The sequence below is a fragment of the Afifella aestuarii genome (genome assembly GCF_004023665.1).
In the GTDB taxonomy this organism is placed as follows: domain Bacteria; phylum Pseudomonadota; class Alphaproteobacteria; order Rhizobiales; family Afifellaceae; genus Afifella; species Afifella aestuarii.
Map to the genome: position 1 here is coordinate 616,021 of NZ_SAUF01000005.1, position 16,576 is coordinate 632,596.

At 61.5% G+C, this 16,576-nt stretch carries 18 protein-coding genes; 15 read left to right on the forward strand and 3 right to left on the reverse strand.

Annotation, left to right across the window (positions count from 1 at the left end; all coding sequences use genetic code 11):
• The first annotated feature begins 66 nt into the window (after positions 1 to 66).
• From EO094_RS17000 to EO094_RS17010, 3 genes are read left to right on the forward strand one after another with little or no spacing between them, the layout of a single operon-like run.
• Positions 67 to 840 (forward strand): glycoside hydrolase family 25 protein, encoded by a 774-nt coding sequence (locus EO094_RS17000; protein WP_246008581.1) that lies wholly within the window; start codon positions 67 to 69, stop codon positions 838 to 840.
• A gap of 4 nt (positions 841 to 844) precedes the next feature.
• On the forward strand, positions 845 to 1,282 hold the full coding sequence (locus EO094_RS17005) for a GNAT family N-acetyltransferase (RefSeq protein ID WP_128294062.1): 438 nt from the start codon (positions 845 to 847) through the stop codon (positions 1,280 to 1,282).
• Positions 1,263 to 1,706 carry a VOC family protein gene (locus tag EO094_RS17010; protein WP_128294063.1) on the forward strand — a complete coding sequence of 148 codons (444 nt, stop codon included), beginning with the start codon at positions 1,263 to 1,265 and terminating at the stop codon, positions 1,704 to 1,706. The genes EO094_RS17005 and EO094_RS17010 overlap by 20 nt, the downstream gene beginning before the upstream one ends.
• A gap of 31 nt (positions 1,707 to 1,737) precedes the next feature.
• Here EO094_RS17010 and EO094_RS17015 read toward each other — a convergent pair whose 3' ends face one another.
• Positions 1,738 to 2,217: a methyltransferase family protein gene (locus tag EO094_RS17015; protein WP_128294064.1), complete on the reverse strand. Its 480-nt coding sequence runs from the start codon at positions 2,215 to 2,217 to the stop codon at positions 1,738 to 1,740.
• A 215-nt stretch (positions 2,218 to 2,432) separates the two neighbouring features.
• Here EO094_RS17015 and EO094_RS17020 point away from each other — a divergent pair, with 215 nt between their 5' ends.
• The 12 genes from EO094_RS17020 to EO094_RS17070 all read left to right on the forward strand — a co-directional run bounded on the left by EO094_RS17020 (position 2,433) and on the right by EO094_RS17070 (position 14,800).
• Positions 2,433 to 3,092 carry a glutathione S-transferase family protein gene (locus EO094_RS17020; protein WP_246008582.1) on the forward strand — a complete coding sequence of 220 codons (660 nt, stop codon included), beginning with the start codon at positions 2,433 to 2,435 and terminating at the stop codon, positions 3,090 to 3,092.
• 107 nt (positions 3,093 to 3,199) lie between these two features.
• Complete coding sequence (locus EO094_RS17025) at positions 3,200 to 4,504, forward strand: DUF2254 domain-containing protein (protein ID WP_164879709.1); 1,305 nt, start codon at positions 3,200 to 3,202, stop codon at positions 4,502 to 4,504.
• Between the two features lie 76 nt (positions 4,505 to 4,580).
• Entirely contained in the window at positions 4,581 to 5,414 is an 834-nt protein-coding gene (locus tag EO094_RS17030) for an aldo/keto reductase (RefSeq protein ID WP_128294066.1), read from the forward strand.
• Positions 5,415 to 5,511: 97 nt separating this feature from the next.
• Positions 5,512 to 6,309, forward strand: coding sequence for a YdcF family protein (locus EO094_RS17035; protein WP_128294067.1), 798 nt, complete (start codon positions 5,512 to 5,514; stop codon positions 6,307 to 6,309).
• A 159-nt stretch (positions 6,310 to 6,468) separates the two neighbouring features.
• On the forward strand, positions 6,469 to 7,803 hold the full coding sequence (locus EO094_RS17040; RefSeq protein WP_128294331.1) for a mechanosensitive ion channel family protein: 1,335 nt from the start codon (positions 6,469 to 6,471) through the stop codon (positions 7,801 to 7,803).
• 465 nt (positions 7,804 to 8,268) lie between these two features.
• Positions 8,269 to 8,394, forward strand: coding sequence for a hypothetical protein (locus EO094_RS18910; RefSeq protein ID WP_261211581.1), 126 nt, complete (start codon positions 8,269 to 8,271; stop codon positions 8,392 to 8,394).
• A 152-nt stretch (positions 8,395 to 8,546) separates the two neighbouring features.
• A complete protein-coding gene (locus EO094_RS17045; RefSeq protein WP_128294068.1) occupies positions 8,547 to 8,972 on the forward strand; it encodes a rhodanese-like domain-containing protein in 426 nt (141 codons plus the stop codon).
• A 128-nt stretch (positions 8,973 to 9,100) separates the two neighbouring features.
• Positions 9,101 to 11,461, forward strand: coding sequence for a glucose/quinate/shikimate family membrane-bound PQQ-dependent dehydrogenase (locus EO094_RS17050; RefSeq protein ID WP_128294069.1), 2,361 nt, complete (start codon positions 9,101 to 9,103; stop codon positions 11,459 to 11,461).
• 154 nt (positions 11,462 to 11,615) lie between these two features.
• Complete coding sequence (gene lpdA / locus EO094_RS17055; protein ID WP_128294070.1) at positions 11,616 to 13,037, forward strand: dihydrolipoyl dehydrogenase; 1,422 nt, start codon at positions 11,616 to 11,618, stop codon at positions 13,035 to 13,037.
• The gene (locus EO094_RS17060) at positions 13,015 to 13,335 is read left to right on the forward strand and encodes a GlsB/YeaQ/YmgE family stress response membrane protein (protein WP_409976970.1); all 321 of its coding nucleotides are present in this window, start codon (positions 13,015 to 13,017) and stop codon (positions 13,333 to 13,335) included. Before lpdA ends, EO094_RS17060 begins: the two co-directional genes overlap by 23 nt.
• A gap of 9 nt (positions 13,336 to 13,344) precedes the next feature.
• A complete protein-coding gene (gene lipA, locus EO094_RS17065; protein WP_128294071.1) occupies positions 13,345 to 14,325 on the forward strand; it encodes a lipoyl synthase in 981 nt (326 codons plus the stop codon).
• Between the two features lie 4 nt (positions 14,326 to 14,329).
• Positions 14,330 to 14,800 carry a type II toxin-antitoxin system RatA family toxin gene (locus EO094_RS17070; RefSeq protein WP_128294072.1) on the forward strand — a complete coding sequence of 157 codons (471 nt, stop codon included), beginning with the start codon at positions 14,330 to 14,332 and terminating at the stop codon, positions 14,798 to 14,800.
• Positions 14,801 to 14,808: 8 nt separating this feature from the next.
• Here the strand turns inward: EO094_RS17070 and EO094_RS17075 are convergent, their stop codons facing one another.
• Positions 14,809 to 15,321, reverse strand: a complete 513-nt coding sequence (locus EO094_RS17075) for a CinA family protein (RefSeq protein ID WP_128294073.1) — start codon at positions 15,319 to 15,321, stop codon at positions 14,809 to 14,811.
• Complete coding sequence (locus EO094_RS17080; protein WP_128294074.1) at positions 15,314 to 16,525, reverse strand: bifunctional 2-C-methyl-D-erythritol 4-phosphate cytidylyltransferase/2-C-methyl-D-erythritol 2,4-cyclodiphosphate synthase; 1,212 nt, start codon at positions 16,523 to 16,525, stop codon at positions 15,314 to 15,316. Before EO094_RS17080 ends, EO094_RS17075 begins: the two co-directional genes overlap by 8 nt.
• Positions 16,526 to 16,576 lie beyond the last annotated feature (51 nt).

The window sequence follows — 16,576 nt, forward strand, 5'->3', positions numbered from 1 at the left end:
GGTGCGTCATTAACGACCGATAAAGGCTAACCGTCCATGAAGGGCCGATCCTTGGGGACGGCTTACATGATGCGCGCATTTCCCGTTTCGTACCGCAGGCTGGCGCCTGTTTTTCTCGCAGGCCTCTTGCTCACCGGCTGCGGCGGAGCTGCTATCAAATATCTGCCGGATTCAGACCCGCATCCGGGCGTGGCACGCGCCCATGCCCTGCCTGTCCAGGGCATCGACATCTCCAAATATCAGGGTGATATCGACTGGAACCGGGTCCGCGCCGACGGCATTCGCTTCGCCTACATCAAGGTGTCGGAGGGCGGTGATCATGTCGACGAGAATTTCTACGACAATTGGGAAGCCGCAGCCCGTGCGGGCGTCCCGCGCGGCGCCTACCATTTCATGTATTGGTGCAGAACGGCGGCCGAACAGGCGTTGTGGTACCAGCTCGCCGTGCCGCAGGATAAGACCCAGCTTCCCCCGGTTCTCGACCTGGAATGGAACCATCAATCGCAGAGCTGCCCTCACAAAATCTCCAAGGAGGAGGCGCTCGCCAAGATCGATGTAATCCTGAAGGCGATGGAAGAGCACACCGGCAAGAAGCCGATCATCTACACCGACATCAACTTCCATAAGGACATTCTGGAAGGACGCTATAAGGATTATCCGTTCTGGCTGCGCAGCGTCGCGGCCGAGCCGAAGGAGCGCTTCAAGAATCGGCCGTTCCTGTTCTGGCAGTTTACGGCCACCGGTCGCGTCGACGGAATCAAGGGCGCTGTTGACCGCAACGCCTTCAACGGTGACGAAAAGACCTGGAGACGCTGGTTGAGAAGTCAGACCGGGCTTTGATCCGATGACGCTCAAAATCCGCAGATTGAAAGCCTCCGATCGTTCCGCCTGGGAGCCTCTGTGGCAAGCCTATCTCACCTTCTATGGTGTCGATCTCGCGCCGGAAGTGTGCGATGTGACGTGGTGTCGGCTGGTTCTGGAAAAGGGCGCGATGTTCGCACTTGGCGCCTACGATGCCGACCGGCTTGTCGGTTTTGCCCATTGTCTCTTTCATCCGGCAACTTGGGCGATCGCCGATCGGCTCTATCTCGAAGACCTCTTCGTGGCAGCGGATGCTCGCGGGCTCGGTGCCGGCCGGGCTTTGATGGACGCCGTTTTCGCGGCAGCGGAAGCACAGAATGCCGACAAGGTTTACTGGCAGACAGAGGCTTCGAATCGACGCGCACGTGCCCTTTATGACCAAGTTGGAAAATTGACCGCCTATGTCAGATACGAACGTTGAGAAAGCTGCGACCCCGAAGATCGAGGGGATCCTGGAAACTGCCGTCTATGTCGCGGATTTGGCGGCAGCCCATGCCTTCTACGGCGAAGCGCTCGGTTTGGAGCGAATGACCGGCACGTCGCGGATGATGACTTACGCGGTGGGACCATCAGAGGTTCTCCTCGTCTTTCATCGTGGCGATACGCTGGAAGACACCAAGACAGCGGGCGGAGTGATTCCGGGCCATCATTCTGAGGGCCCGGCGCATTTCGCCTTCCGCATTGCCACCGACAGCTACGGTCAGTGGAAGCGGCACCTGCAGGCGACCGACATCGCCATCCTTAGCGAAGTCAGCTGGCCGCGCGGCGGGCGCAGCCTCTATTTTCGCGATCCCGACGGCAACGTCGTTGAGCTCGCCACTCGCGGACTTTGGCCGAACTTCTGAAGTTGGCGGCCAGTCGGACTCGCCGTAGCGCTTAGAGCCACCGGCCGACGCGCGCCTTATAGGCGAGATATTCGGCACCGAAAGCCTCTTCGAGGTGCTTCTCTTCAGGCCTTGCAGCGAGGCGATCCATCAGCACCAACGCGACCGGCGCGAGCAAAACCAGCCACCAATTGGCGAAGGCGAGTCCGAGCCCGACAACGAGCATGACGTTGCCGACATAAAACGGATTGCGGGAATATCGAAACGGGCCTTCGGTCACGAGGGCGGAGGCCGCCCGATCGGGCCGCAGTGTCGTCTGGTGCGGCCTGAACGTTCGATAGCCCCAAAGGTCGATCCCGAGAGCGGCAAGAACGATCAAGCCTCCGAGACCACGCAGGGCGCCGTCTGAATCGGGCCAGGGCAGGGGCGCGACATAGGCGAGAAGCAGCCCGACGAACACTGAGCCGGCCACGATGATCGGTGGCCAGGGGACCGAGCTTGGCGCGGTCTGCGGATTTGAGTCGTTTTCCACGGTGCCTCCCGTCGAAGCTGTTGTGGTCGCCAATCAGATCTGGTGGTGCCTCAACACAGTCTCGCCGACAATTAGACTTGCGTTCTTTCCCGGCGCTCAAGGCGCGCGAAAAATCGGCGCATCCCTTGGTGAGGCCACCACAGGGCGCCCGGACGCCCCCCAGAAGAGGCCGAGCCTTTTCAATCCCCCAGACATTTCGAAGATCGCACCACGCCATGATTGACGGAACGCTGCACGGCGACGCATCTTCCTGCATGCTCAAAATCTACGGCCGCCCCAATTCGATCAATGTCCAGAAAGTGGTTTTCTGCGTGGACGAGATCGGTCTCAGCTACGATCTCGTTTTGGCGGGACGTCAGCATGGACATGTCGACACCCCTGAATTCCGCAAAATGAATCCCAACGGCCTTGTGCCGGTGCTGGTCGATGATGATTTCGTCCTGTGGGAATCGAATGCGATCGTTCGCTATCTTTGCGCGCAGCACAGCGCAGGCGCCTTGTGGCCGAGCGACCTCAGAGTTCGCGCCGATGCGGACCGTTGGATGGACTGGCAGACGACGACGTTCGGTCCGGCGATCGGCCCCGCATTCTACAATCTCGTTCGTCAGCCCGAGGATGCACGTGATCATGCGGCGGTCTCGGCCAGCCAGAAGAAGGGCGAAGCCTGCGCCGCGATTCTCGAGAAATGGCTGGGGGACCGGCCGTTCGTCAGCGGGGAAACGTTCACCATGGGCGACATCGCTATAGGTGCGATCGTCCTGCGCTGGCTTAACCTGCCGCTCGAACGCACGCCGGCGCCGAACGTTGAGGCCTATTGCGCGCGGATCATGGAGCGTCCCGCAGCACGGAAGGCGCTTGTTCTGCCCTTGAGCTGAACCCGTGAAGCATCCGGTCATGGGACGGAAAGTGTAGGCCGACCTTGTTTTTAGATATTCGCGGCCTCCTGCGTTTGGAGCGATGGCGCCTCCGCCTGCAGAATATTTTGACGAGCTTCTGGTTCATCCCCCTCGTCATCGGTGCTGCGGGATGTGTTGCGGCTTTGATCTCGCTCGAGCTCGACCAGTGGACCGCGCTGCAGAAATTGCTCGGGCACCACTTTTTCCGCGAGATCCAGCCGGATACGGCACGTTCGATTTTGAGCACGATCGCCGCAGCGACGATCTCTGCGACCTCGATCGTCTATTCGCTGTCCCTCCTGATCCGAAATCTCGCGGCGACATCGCTGGGACCGCGCCTCGTTCAGGACTTGCGGCAGGATCGGCTGACGCGGCTGACGCTGGGGATGCAGCTCGCCGTTTTCACATACAGTCTGACGATCCTCTACTACGTTGGCACCTTCATCGAGACCCGCACCATCTCGATCGGCGTCGCCATCCTGCTCGTCATCGTGGCGCTTTCGTTTCTCGTCGTCTTCGTCAATCACATCACCGATCAGGTTAGCGTCGATCATATTGTGGCGCGCGTCGCCGGCAATCTGCAGGACGCTCTCCAGTCCCACCTGAAGGATGCGAAATCGACCGAAGCCCTCGCCCTGCCGGCGCCGAAGCCGGCCAATGGCGCCATAATTTTTGCAGACGCAGAGGGGTATGTGTCCTCCATCAGCTACGACGCCATCGTCGACGCCGCTGATGACAGCATCCGCGTGATCGAAATGCTGGTGCAGCCGGGCGATTTCGTCATCAAACGCAAGCCTCTGGCACGCATCGATTGCGAGGAGATGCCGGACGGGTTTGCGGGCCTTGTGCGTGGCGCGGTCATTCTCGGTTCGTCGCGCACCTACTTCCAGGATCTGCCCGCCCGTTTCAGGCTTCTGGTCGAGATCGGGTTGCGGGCGCTGTCACCCGGCGTCAACGATGTCTTTACCGCGGTCGCCTGCGCCAACCATCTCGCGGCCTCGCTTGCGTTGCTCGACGGGCGCGATCTGACCCCCGCAATCCATTGGAATGAGAAGCGCGACGTGATGCTGGTGCCGCAGCCCATGCATTTTGAGGTGGTCGTGGCCTCCGTTCTCAACCCGCTCCGTCAGGCGGGGAAGGAAGTCTTCGTGATGAACGAAGCGCTTTTGCTCACCTTGGGCGATCTCGCGGCGGCTTCCATCAAACCCGGATTGCGCGAAGTCTATGAACACCATGCGCACCTCGTCGCCGAGAGCGCCCTTATGACCGATCTGCAGGACGAAGAACGCTCCATCATTCATGGGCTGCTTCGGCGCGTCGAGGAGCGGGGCGCCGAAGGCAAGAAGATTGAACGTGAATTGAAGAGCCGGCGTGCCGCGCGGCAGAGCTGACCACCGGCACCCTTTGCTGGCTTGAAGCCCGACCTGGACGCGCCAGGTTGAGCTTCGAGAGACAAAGGAGCACGACATGACACTCACCGTCACGGCGAACGGCGCCGAGATTCCGGCGCTCGGTTTTGGAACCTGGCGACTGCGGGACGATGTCTGCCGCCACATGGTGGAGGTGGCGCTCGACGCCGGCTATCGTCACATCGACACTGCGGAAGCCTACGACAATGAGGAAGCGGTCGGCGACGCTCTCGCAAACCATGTCACCCCACGCGACGACATCTTCGTGACCACCAAAGTTTGGCACGAGAACCTTCGCGACGGCGATTTCCAGAAATCTGTCGAGGGAAGCCTGAAGCGTCTTCAGATCGACCAGGCCGACCTCGTGCTGATCCATTGGCCGAGCCCGTCGATCCCGTTCGACGAACAGATCCAAAGCCTGTGCAAGGCGAAGAAGCAGGGGCTGACCAAACACATCGGCGTGTCGAATTTCCCGGCCGCCCTCATCGAAGCCGCGATGCGCCACGCCGATGAGCCGATCGTCGCAAACCAGGTCGAGTATCACCCCTATCTCGATCAGAGCATCGTTCATGCGGCCTGCCGCAAACACGGCCTCGCTCTGACGTCTTACGCGCCAATCGCCCGCGGCGCGGTCTTGGATGAAGAGGTCGTGCGGGAGATCGCCGAAGAGAAAGAGCGGACACCCGCCCAGGTCATCCTGCGTTGGCATATCCAGCAGGAGGGGGTGGTTGCGATCCCGCGCTCCTCGAAGGCAGAAAGAGTAAATGAAAACAGCGATATATTTGATTTTGCTCTAACCCCAGATGAAATGGGGCGGATCTCGGCGCTGGCGCGTCCGGATGGCCGCAGCATCGATCCGGATTGGGCACCTGACTGGGACGAGGCGGCCTGAGGCTTTGCATGACGGCACCCTTCGTCTGCGCCTTCCCGTGATATGAGCCATCATCTTCGGCCAGTCCGGAGATGATTCGTCGATCGGGCAGGAGCCGATGTTTTTCATAATCTCAAAGGTTGCGGGCTTCTTTCTCGCTCCCTCGAATGCGCTTGTCATTCTGACGATCTTCGGCGTCGTGGTTCAGATGCTGTGGTCGTTTCGCGTCGGCGCTGTCGTGGCGGCGGCCGGGCTCGTCGGCATCCTGGCCTGCGGACTCGGCCCCGTGGCCAACTGGTTGATCCTTCCTCTGGAGAACCGCTTCGAGCAGCCCGCATCGGACAACGCCGCCCCCGACGGCATCATAGTCTTGGGCGGCGCTCTCTCTGATCGGGTAAGTGGCGAGCGCGACGCCGGGCTTGAGCTGACCGAAGCGGGCGACCGCATTCTCGCACTCTTGCGCCTTGCGCGGACTTATCCGCAGGCCCGCATCGTCTTCACAGGAGGCAGCAGTGCACTGACCGGCGGGGGCAGGAAGACGGAGGGCGAACTCGTCGGAGAGGCCATTGAGCGTTTCGGGCTCTCGCCGGAGCGCGTGACGATCGAATCCAACTCCCGCAATACGGCGGAAAACGCCAGCTTCTCGAAGGAAATTGCCAAACCGCGAGCGGATGAAACCTGGTGGCTGGTGACGTCGGCCTTTCATATGCCGCGGGCTGTCGGCGTGTTTCGCGCCGCAGGCTTCCCGGTCACGGCCTATCCGGTGGATTTCCGGGCTGCGCCTGATGACTGGATGCGCCCGTTCGCCACCGTCAGCGACGGACTTCGGCGCACCGATGTCGCGTTCCGCGAATGGGTCGGGCTGCTTGCTTATTACTGGACCGGACGCATCGACACGCTCTTTCCCGGCCCGTAGCGATCGACGTTGCACGCGTCCTAAAGGATCGTCTGCGAGGCTGGCTGCGTTAAGAACCTCGTTAAAAGCGGGAAGGTCTTGCCCTTGGACGAACTGATGGACGGAAATGTCGCCGCCTTGCTCGGCGATGCGGAGACGGGCCTGCTGGCTTTCGTCGAAATGCTCATGCGTCCTTGGATGTTGATCCAGGTCGCCATCATCATCGCCGCAGTCCTTCTGAGTGTTGTTATCGGGCGCTTTGCTGAAGCACGCCTCGAACCGCGGGTGAGGGCGATCCGGGGACAGCCTCGTCTTCTCAGATTCCTCGCACTCCTGCTGCGACGAACCAACTGGATCGTTCTTTCCCTCGTCTTGCTGGCCGTCCTCACGGTCATGCGAACGGTGACCTGGCCGAGCCGCACCTACCTGTTGGCAATTGCGACGTCTCTCGTCGCCGCCTGGGTGCTGATCTCCGTCGTCTCGAAACTCATTCGCAATCGAGCGGTCAGCCGCATGATCGCTGTGCTGGCCTGGGCTTTCGTGGCGCTGCGCATCACAGGCCTCCTCGACGAGGCGACCGCATTGCTCGATGCCGCTGCGCTCCAAATCGGGTCCTTCCGCCTGTCACTGCTCTTTCTGCTCCAGGCGATCCTCCTTTTGAGCGGGCTCTTATGGCTCGCCGTCACCTTCGGCAATTTCGTAGAGCAGCGGCTCGAACGCGCCAGCGATCTGACGCCCACGATCCGCGTGCTTCTCGGAAAAGTCGTCAAATTCGCGCTCATCGTCGCGGCGGCAGCAACTGCTCTCTCGGCCGTCGGTGTGGACCTCACCGCGCTCACCGTCTTCTCCGGCGCGGTCGGCGTCGGCATCGGCTTCGGCCTCCAGAAGGTCGTGTCGAACTTTATCAGCGGCATGATCATCCTTCTCGACAAGTCGATCAAACCGGGAGACACGATTTCACTCGGCGAGACGTTTGGCTGGATCCGCGAGCTGCGTGCCCGTTTCGTCTCCGTCGTCACCCGTGATGGCAAGGAATTCCTCATTCCGAACGAGGATTTCATCACCCAGCAGGTGGTGAACTGGTCCTTCACCGACACCTTGATTCGCCTCGACGTACATTTCGGCGTCGCATACACGTCCGATCCGCACCAGGTGAGCCGGCTTGCAATCGACGCGGCGAAATCCGTCGAGCGGGTTCATCAGGCACCTCCGCCGGTCTGCTGGATGACGGGCTTTGGCGAATCCTCGATCGATTTCATTCTTCGCTTCTGGATCCGCGATCCCCAGAACGGTCTCACCAATGTGCGCGGCAAGGTGCTTCTCGCCTGCTGGGACGCCTTCAAGGAGGCGGATGTCTCCATCCCATTCCCGCATCGACAAGTCATCTTGAGCGAGCCCGTCGAAGTGCGCGTTTCGCGGCCCCCGAGCGCAGAGGCCTCGTCGAAAGACAAAGCGCGATCGAACCGGGCGAAGGGTGGCTCGCGGCTCCATGCCGACCCGAAGGCGCCACTCTAAACATGTTAACTTTCAGGGGCTTATAGGGAGAAAGAAGCCCAGCGTCTTATGTATGGCTGCTATGTGGATGACGCAGCCGTTAACCTCTATTAAGACTTGCTTTCTCTCCCGCTCATCGCCACATTCCCGCCGCTGATCGGCCCAAGGCGATCAGCCTCTCGGTCACCCTCGAGCGCCCCTGCAGCGTAGCCTGCGCAGGGGCGGACCGGCGGGAACGAAGGATGAAGTGGACCGCCCAACTTTTCTAGCCGCGAATGCTTTTTCATCGGCGCAGGCCTCGCGTAAGCCGTGGATGCGTTGATATTTGGCGACGGCGGGCAAGGTGGATGCCGAACGCGATTGAGGCAAAAAGGTGGCAAATTTGAGCCATCTTCAGCTTGAAGTCAGCTTTGGCAAATTGTAACGGTTTTCGGTGTCGGGAGGGTCCAAGGACTCCCTCCTCACCAGGGGACAAAGGGGAATTTGATGCCCGATTTGAACGAGCCGTCCTGCTGGCGGGCGGCGGCGATTACCTTTGCAGTATGTGCAGGACTGCTGCTGGTGATCTCGCTGGTGGTCAGTGGCGGAGCGACTACGGTGGCGGTCAGCTGACCGCATTCATCCTAGGAAATCGCGCAGTACGCGGGGCCGAAAGGTCCCGCGTTTTTTATTGCCCTTAGCCGCGCCGGCTCTCCCACGCCGAAGCGTTTGCATTTCTTCCTGAAGACTGCCTAGCTAAAGGGGCGGAGAAACAGGAGAAACCCATGCCGCAGCAAATCGTCAAAGGCTACCGTCAGCTCATCGACGAGGCCGAGGCGACAATCGAAACCGTGAGCGCCGATGAGGCGTTCCGGCGGCACGACCAGGCCGAAGCCGTCCTCGTTGATCTGCGCGATATCCGAGAACTGCAGCGCGAGGGAAGGATCCCAGGCGCCATCCATTGCCCGCGAGGCATGCTTGAATTCTGGATTGATCCGGCGAGCCCCTACCATAAGCCGGTCTTTGCCGAAGACCGCCCATTCATTTTCTTCTGCGCGGCAGGCTGGCGCTCGGCGCTGGCTGCTGGCCGCGCCGCCGAGATGGGCTTGAAGCCCGTCGCACATATCGAGGGTGGCTTCGGGGCGTGGAAGAAGGCCGGACTGCGTGTTGAATCGCCAGCTGAAGACGCAAGCCCAAGCCCGAAGAAGTGAACTGAAACAGCCTCGTCCGGCGTAACGTCCCACCCGCAATCTCCGCCGGCAAAGGATTCTGGCGTCGACGGGAAACCGAGAGCCTCCTTCCGTGTTGGTAAGACATCAACCATCCCGGAGGAGAGAATTTGGTCGCCACAATCACTGGCATCGCCATCGCATTGCTGGGCGCTGCCCTTGCCGTCGGGGGCATCTGGCTCGCAGCCCTCGGTGGCTCCTGGTATTACATTCTTGCCGCTGTCGGCTTTCTGGCCACCGGCATCCTTTTGTTCATGCATCGCGCGGCCGCGCTTTACGTCTACGCTGCCGTCGTCCTCGGCACGCTCGTTTGGGCGATCTGGGAGGCGGGCTTCGATTGGTGGCAACTGGCTCCGCGCGGCGACATCGTCGTCCTCATCGGTATCTGGCTGCTTCTGCCTTTCGTAACGCGCTCATTGAAGCGCGATTTTTTTGACCCGCGGCCTGCAGCCTGGCGCGGGGCGGGGATCCCGCTCGGCGTCTCGCTGGTTCTTGCCGTGGGCGTCGCCATCTATGCGCTCGCAACGCCGTCCGCCGATCTCCAGGGACAGCTTCCGGCGGCGCGAATGGCCGACGCGGAGACCGGGCCGTCGGGCGAGGCCGCAGATGTGCCGGCGGCGGATTGGCCTGCCTATGGGCGCACCGAGTTCGGCCAGAAATATTCCCCGCTCGACCAGATTCATGCCGGCAATGTCGACCATCTCAAGGTCGCCTGGCAGTATCATACCGGCGACACGAGGCGGCCGGGCGATCCGAAGGAAACCACCTACGAGGTCACGCCGCTCAAGATTGGCAACACGCTCTACCTCTGCACGCCGCACAATCTGGCGATCGCTCTCGACGCCGCGACCGGCGAGGAAAAATGGCGCTTTGATCCGGAGGTCGGGACCGAAGCTAGCCGGCAGCATCAGACCTGCCGCGGCGTATCCTATTACCAATCGCTCGAAGGATCTGACAGCGCCACCGCAACCGAGTGTCCGACGCGGATCTATCTGCCGACATCCGATGCCCGCCTGATCGCTCTCAATGCGGAAACGGGCGAGGTGTGTCGCAGTTTTGGCGAGAACGGCCATGTCAATCTCTGGGCGAACATGCCGAACCTCCAGGAGGGGTTCTATTATTCGACTTCCGCGCCGGTGATTGCGCGCGGTCTCGTCGTCGTGGGCGGCTCGGTCAACGACAACGTCTCGACGACAGAACCTTCGGGCGTCATCCGCGCCTACGATATCGACACGGGTGATCTTCTTTGGAACTGGGATTCCGGCCGGCCGGACGAAACGACGCCGATCTCTGACGGCGAGACCTATACGGCCAACTCGCCCAATTCGTGGACGACCATGAGTGCCGATCCGGAACTCGGCCTCCTCTACGTGCCGCTCGGCAATGCGCCGCCCGACCAATGGGGCGGCAACCGCACCCCGGAAACCGAGCGCTTCTCTTCCTCGATCGTGGCGCTCGATCTCGTCACCGGCGAACTTCGCTGGGTGTTTCAAACCGTGCACCACGATCTGTGGGACATGGATGTTCCGTCACAACCGAGCCTGATCGACCTTCAGATCGATGGGAACACGGTTCCAGCCGTCGTTCAGGCGACGAAACAGGGTGACATCTATGTGCTCGACAGGCGGACGGGCGATCCCATTCTCCCGGTCACCGAAGAGCCCGCACCGCAAGGTGCGGCCAAGGGAGATCACGCGGCCAAGACGCAGCCCACATCGGCACTTTCGCTGAAGCCGCCGCGGCTCACCGAGCACGACATGTGGGGTGCGACCATGTTCGACCAGCTCGTTTGCCGAGTCGAATTCCACCAGTATCGCTGGGAAGGCCGCTTCACACCGCCCTCGACAGAAGGCAGTCTCGTCCATCCGGGCAATTTCGGCGTCTTCAACTGGGGCGGCGTCGCCGTCGACCCGGTCCGCCAGATCGTCTTCGGTACGCCGTCCTATCTCGCTTTCGTCTCCAAGCTCATCCCTCGGGAAAATCCGGAGAAGAATTACGTTTCGGAGGGCAAACCCGGCCTCAACGAGAATTACGGGGCCCCGTTCGCAGTGAGCCTGAAGCCTTTCACCTCGCCGATCGGGCTTCCTTGTCAGGCTCCGCCCTGGGGCTACGTCGCGGGTGCGGACCTCACCACGGGCAAGGTGGCCTACATGCACCGAAACGGGACCGTGCGTGATCGCTCGCCCATCCCGCTGCCGTTCAAGATGGGTGTGCCGGACCTCGGCGGCCCGATCCTGACGGCCGGCAATCTCGCCTTCATGAGCGGCTCGCTCGATTATTACGTTCGCGCCTTTGATGCGACGACCGGCGAGCAACTCTGGCGAGATCGGCTGCCCGCCGGCGGCCAGGCGACCCCGATGACCTATGCCGTTGACGGCAAACAATATCTCCTGGTCGTCGCCGGCGGTCACGGATCCCTCGGCACGAAAACGGGTGACTCGATCATCGCCTATGCGTTGCCGTCGACCTGATCTCGTCCCCGGCGCGGGACGAGCTTGAGAAAAGGAGAGGGCGGTGCATGGCAGCTTCCGCCCCCTTCCTTCTTGATCGAAACGCTGCGGCCATTACCTTGCAGCCTCCGGAGCAATCCGACAGGACCATGAAAAGAGGATCAGGCGAGGCGAAATGGCGGATAAATCTTATGACGTAGTCGTCATTGGCGCAGGACCCGGCGGCTACGTGACGGCTATCCGTTCCGCGCAGCTTGGCTTCAAGACCGCCATCGTCGAAGCGCGCCACCTCGGGGGAATTTGCCTCAATTGGGGCTGCATCCCGACGAAGGCCTTGCTGCGCTCCGCCGAGATCTTCCATTACATGCAGAAGGCCGGCGATTACGGATTGACGGCGGAAAAAGTCGGCTTCGACATGGGCGCCGTCGTCAAGCGTTCGCGCAATGTCGCCGGTCAGCTCAACCAGGGCGTCGGCTTCCTCATGAAGAAGAACAAGATCGACGTCATCTGGGGCAGAGCGAAGCTTGCGGGCAAGGGCAAGATCGAGGTGTCGCCGAGCGACGAGCCGGCTCCGAAGGGGGCGCTCGAGCCCGGCCAGTACTCCGCCAAGCACATCATCGTGGCAACGGGCGCACGCCCGCGTGTTCTTCCTGGCCTGGAGCCCGACCAGAAGCTCGTCTGGACCTATTTTGAGGCGATGGCTCCCAAGAGCTTGCCGAAATCGCTTCTCGTCGTCGGTTCCGGCGCGATCGGGATCGAATTCGCTTCCTTCTACCACACGCTCGGCTGCGACGTGACGGTGGTCGAGGTGCTGCCACAGATCCTCCCCGTCGAGGATGCGGAGATCTCATCGCTCGCGCGAAAGCGCCTTGAAAAGCAGGGCATCAAGATCCTGACCGAAGCGAAGGTCTCCAAGCTTGAAAAAGGCGCAGACGACGTCACGGCAACGATCGAGACGAAAGACGGCAAGAGCGAAAAGAAGACCTTCGAGCGGGTCATCTCCGCAGTCGGCGTGGTCGGCAATATCGACGGTCTCGGCCTGGAAGAACTCGGCGTGAAGACGGAGAGGGGGCTGATTGCGGCCGATCCCTATGGCCGGACGAGCGTCGAGGGGGTCTATGCGATCGGCGATGTCGCGGGTCCGCCGATGCTCGCGCACAAGGCCGAGCACGAAGGGGTCATCTGCATCGAGGCGATCAAGGGCATGGAGCCGCACCCGATGGACAAGCTCAAGATCCCGGGTTGCACCTATTGTCATCCGCAGATCGCCTCCGTCGGGCTGACCGAAGCCAAAGCCAAGGAAACCGGACGCAAGATCCGTGTCGGGCGTTTCCCCTTCATCGGCAACGGCAAGGCCATCGCGCTCGGGGAGCCGGACGGGCTCGTCAAAACGATTTTTGACGCAGAGACAGGGGAGCTTCTGGGTGCTCATATGATCGGTGCCGAAGTGACGGAACTGATCCAGGGATTCGTTGTCGCGATGAACCTCGAAACGACGGAAGAAGAGTTGATGCACACGGTGTTCCCGCATCCGACCCTCTCGGAAATGATGCACGAGAGCGTTCTTGACGCGTATGACCGCGTTATCCACGTATGAACTCGTGCCCGACAGGGCTGAAAGCAATCTAGAGGAGACGGGGATGGAAGGTTTCGGTTGGATTATGACGATCATCATCGGCGGTCTCGCCGGTTGGATCGCCGAAAAAGTGATGAGCGCCGACCACGGCCTGCTCACAAATATCGTCTTGGGCATTCTGGGTGCCATTATCCTGAATGCCATACTGGTGGGTTTGTTCGGTTCCACCCTCGGCGGCTTCATCGGTCAGCTCGTCGTGGCCGCGATCGGCGCCTGCCTTCTCATTTTTGGTTACCGCGCAGTTCGCGGCCGCAGATAGTCAAGAGTTTTGGTCACTCTCATCAACACAGTCGAACCTTCTGAAGATGGCGCGCCCGAGGCAACTGCTCGGCCGCGTCATCCAGAGAAGGCCCGCAGGCCGGATTCGCCGATCCAGCGCAAACCCGCCTGGATCCGCGTCAAGGCTCCCGTCTCCCAAGGCTACCGCGATACGGCAGGTATCGTTCGGTCGAACAAACTCGTCACGGTGTGCGAGGAAGCGGGCTGTCCCAATATCGGCGAGTGCTGGGAAAAGAAGCACGCGTCGTTCATGATTCTGGGCGAGACCTGCACGCGCGCCTGTGCGTTCTGCAACGTGCGCACCGGCATGCCGGGGCCTGTGGATCCGGACGAGCCGGAGAATCTCGCGCACGCCGTCGCCCAGATGGGCCTGCAGCATGTGGTGGTGACCTCTGTCGACCGAGACGACCTCGAGGATGGCGGCGCGGCACATTTCGCAGCTGTCATTCGCGCCATTCGCGAGGCGACGCCGGAGACGACGATCGAAGTTCTGACGCCCGACTTCTTACGCAAGACGGGTGCGCTCGAGACCGTCGTCGAAGCGCGTCCCGACGTCTTCAACCACAATCTGGAAACGGTGCCGTCGCTTTACCTCAAGGTGCGGCCGGGTGCCCGGTATTTCCATTCGATCCGGCTTTTGCAGCGCGTGAAGGAACTCGATCCGGAGATGTTCACCAAGTCCGGCGTCATGGTCGGGCTTGGGGAGACGCGCAATGAAGTGCTGCAGCTCATGGACGATCTTAGGACGGCTGAGGTCGACTTCCTGACGATGGGCCAGTACCTACAGCCCTCGCGCAAGCATTATCCGGTGAAAGAGTTCGTCCCTCCTGAGGGCTTCAAGAGTTACGAGGCAATCGCCTATGCCAAAGGCTTTCTCATGGTGTCGGCGAGCCCGTTGACGCGGTCTTCCCACCACGCCGGAGACGATTTCGCCCGCCTGCGCAAGGCCCGCGCTGCACTCGCCAGCTGATCCCATGCATCATCACGAGACTTCCCGCACCGTCAGCCACTCCGCGGAGGAGATGTTCGATCTCGTCGCGGACGTGGAGAAATACCCGCAATTCGTGCCGTTCTGCGAGAGGCTGAACGTGCGGGGAAGAAAGCAGATCGAGGGTCGTACGATCCTCGTCGCCGACATGACCGTCGGCTACAAGATGCTGCGCGAGACGTTTACCAGCAAGGTGACCCTGGACCGTGAGGCTCTCTCCATCCGGGCCGATTACCTCGATGGGCCGTTTCGGACGATGGAGAATATCTGGACCTTCGAGCGCCTCGGGGAAAACCAGGCGAAGATCCATTTCTGCATCGATTACGAGTTCAAGAGCCGGACGCTCGCCACCCTGATGGGCGCGATGTTCGACCGCGTCTTCCGGACGTTTGCCTCATCCTTCGAGCGGCGCGCAGACGCCCTCTACGGGACAGACGCCGCGCCTTCCCGCGCCTGAGCGGAGGCTTACTTCGCTTTCTGACCAGGCGCCGCCTGCACCATTCCAATCAGAAAATTGAGTGCGAGGATCGCACTTTCGCGCCGGACCCCTTCGCGACCGAGGAGAGGATCGAACCGGCTCTCACGGTGAGCGGTTGCGCCATGGCGCTGTGCCACCGCGAAATGGACAAGCCCGACAGGCTTTTCCTCGGTTCCGCCGTCGGGCCCCGCAACGCCTGTGACTGAGACCGCCATATCGGCATGCGAATGGGCGAGGGCACCTTCCGCCATCGCCCGCGCCACGGCTTCACTGACCGCCCCATGTGTGTCGATGAGCGTCTTCGGCACGCCGAGAAGCTCTATCTTGGCCTCGTTGGAATAGGTGACGAAGCCACGCTCGAAGGCGGCGGATGAGCCGGGGATATCGGTGAGCGCAGCCGCGATGCCGCCTCCGGTGCAGGATTCGGCCGTCGCCAGCCGGACGCCCTTGTCCTTGCAGAGATTAAGAAGTTCGATCGCCTTGGTTTCGAGATCACGCATCGCCGTCTCCCGGCAGCGCGACGCTGACGGCGGCAAGTGCAGCGATCCCTTCGCGCCGACCGGTAAAGCCGAGCTTCTCGCTCGTCGTCGCCTTGACGTTGATACGGTGGCGGGCGATCCCGAGCATCTCGGACAGTCGTTCCGACATGGCTTCGCGATGCGGCCCGACCTTCGGTGCTTCGCAGATCAGCGTCACGTCGACATTGACGATCGCTCCGCCGCGAGCGGTCACGCGTTCGACCGCAGCCTTCAAAAAGATCTCTGAATCCGCACCCTTCCATTGCGGGTCGCTCGGCGGGAAGTGCTGTCCGATATCGCCTTCGCCGATCGCGCCATAGATGGCGTCGGTGAGGGCATGCAGCCCGACATCGGCATCCGAATGACCCTCCAAGGCCATGTCGTGATCGATCTTCACGCCGCACAGGAAAACGTGGTCGCCTGGACAAAAGGCATGCACGTCGAAGCCCTGACCTGCGCGATATTCGCGCACCGGAGCCAGATGGGCAGCAGCTCGCGCAAAATCTTCGGAAGTAGTCAGCTTGATGTTCCTTTCATCGCCTTCGACGGAGCGCACATGGAGGCCGGCCGCCTCTGCGACCGCCGCATCATCGGTCAGGTCGTCGCGTTCCGCAGCGGCCCGGTGCGCGTCCAAAATAGGTTGGAATGGAAATGCTTGAGGCGTCTGGACGGCGCGGCAGCTCGATCGCTCGATCGTCCCCAAGACGACGCCGTCCTCGACGTGCTTCAACGAGTCAGAGAGCGCGAGCGTCGGAACCGCTCCGGTCTTGTCGTCGGTTGAGGTCGTCATACGGGCGATGAGCTCGCGCGAGACGAAAGCGCGCGCCGCATCGTGGATGAGAACGATCTCCGGCCGCTCGTCCGAAAGTGCTTCGAGCCCGAGACGCACCGAGATCTGTCGCGTCGCTCCGCCGGCAATCGGCTCTCCGATCCCGGACAAACCCGCCACCGCCTCGTCATAAAGAGCACGGTCATCTGGATGGATGACACAGCGGATGACGTCGATCTCGGCTGCCTCCTGAAAAGCGAGCAAGGTGCGACGCAAGACAGCCATCCCGCCGATTTTCGCATATTGCTTCGGCAGGCCGAGCCCGGATCTGTGACCCCGCCCGGCAGCCACGATCAGGGCTGCATATCTGGGTCGTGCGGAAGAGCGTGGCGCAACATTGCCTTCTTCACCGTTCATGTGTACCGAAACCTCGCTCACGGACTTGCCGAAGCCGTAGACATGACTAGA

Bases quoted from the DNA above. Each gene is read 5' to 3' on its own strand.
- lpdA (WP_128294070.1), top strand. From the start codon at position 11,616: ATGGCGGATAAATCTTATGACGTAGTCGTCATTGGCGCAGGACCCGGC.
- EO094_RS17075 (WP_128294073.1), bottom strand. From the start codon at position 15,321: ATGCGTGATCTCGAAACCAAGGCGATCGAACTTCTTAATCTCTGCAAG.
- EO094_RS17010 (WP_128294063.1), top strand. From the start codon at position 1,263: ATGTCAGATACGAACGTTGAGAAAGCTGCGACCCCGAAGATCGAGGGG.
- EO094_RS17035 (WP_128294067.1), top strand. From the start codon at position 5,512: ATGTTTTTCATAATCTCAAAGGTTGCGGGCTTCTTTCTCGCTCCCTCG.
- EO094_RS17030 (WP_128294066.1), top strand. From the start codon at position 4,581: ATGACACTCACCGTCACGGCGAACGGCGCCGAGATTCCGGCGCTCGGT.
- EO094_RS17045 (WP_128294068.1), top strand. From the start codon at position 8,547: ATGCCGCAGCAAATCGTCAAAGGCTACCGTCAGCTCATCGACGAGGCC.
- EO094_RS18910 (WP_261211581.1), top strand. From the start codon at position 8,269: ATGCCCGATTTGAACGAGCCGTCCTGCTGGCGGGCGGCGGCGATTACC.
- EO094_RS17080 (WP_128294074.1), bottom strand. From the start codon at position 16,525: ATGAACGGTGAAGAAGGCAATGTTGCGCCACGCTCTTCCGCACGACCC.
- EO094_RS17020 (WP_246008582.1), top strand. From the start codon at position 2,433: ATGATTGACGGAACGCTGCACGGCGACGCATCTTCCTGCATGCTCAAA.
- EO094_RS17040 (WP_128294331.1), top strand. From the start codon at position 6,469: ATGCTCATGCGTCCTTGGATGTTGATCCAGGTCGCCATCATCATCGCC.
- EO094_RS17060 (WP_409976970.1), top strand. From the start codon at position 13,015: ATGACCGCGTTATCCACGTATGAACTCGTGCCCGACAGGGCTGAAAGC.
- EO094_RS17005 (WP_128294062.1), top strand. From the start codon at position 845: ATGACGCTCAAAATCCGCAGATTGAAAGCCTCCGATCGTTCCGCCTGG.
- EO094_RS17000 (WP_246008581.1), top strand. From the start codon at position 67: ATGATGCGCGCATTTCCCGTTTCGTACCGCAGGCTGGCGCCTGTTTTT.
- EO094_RS17070 (WP_128294072.1), top strand. From the start codon at position 14,330: ATGCATCATCACGAGACTTCCCGCACCGTCAGCCACTCCGCGGAGGAG.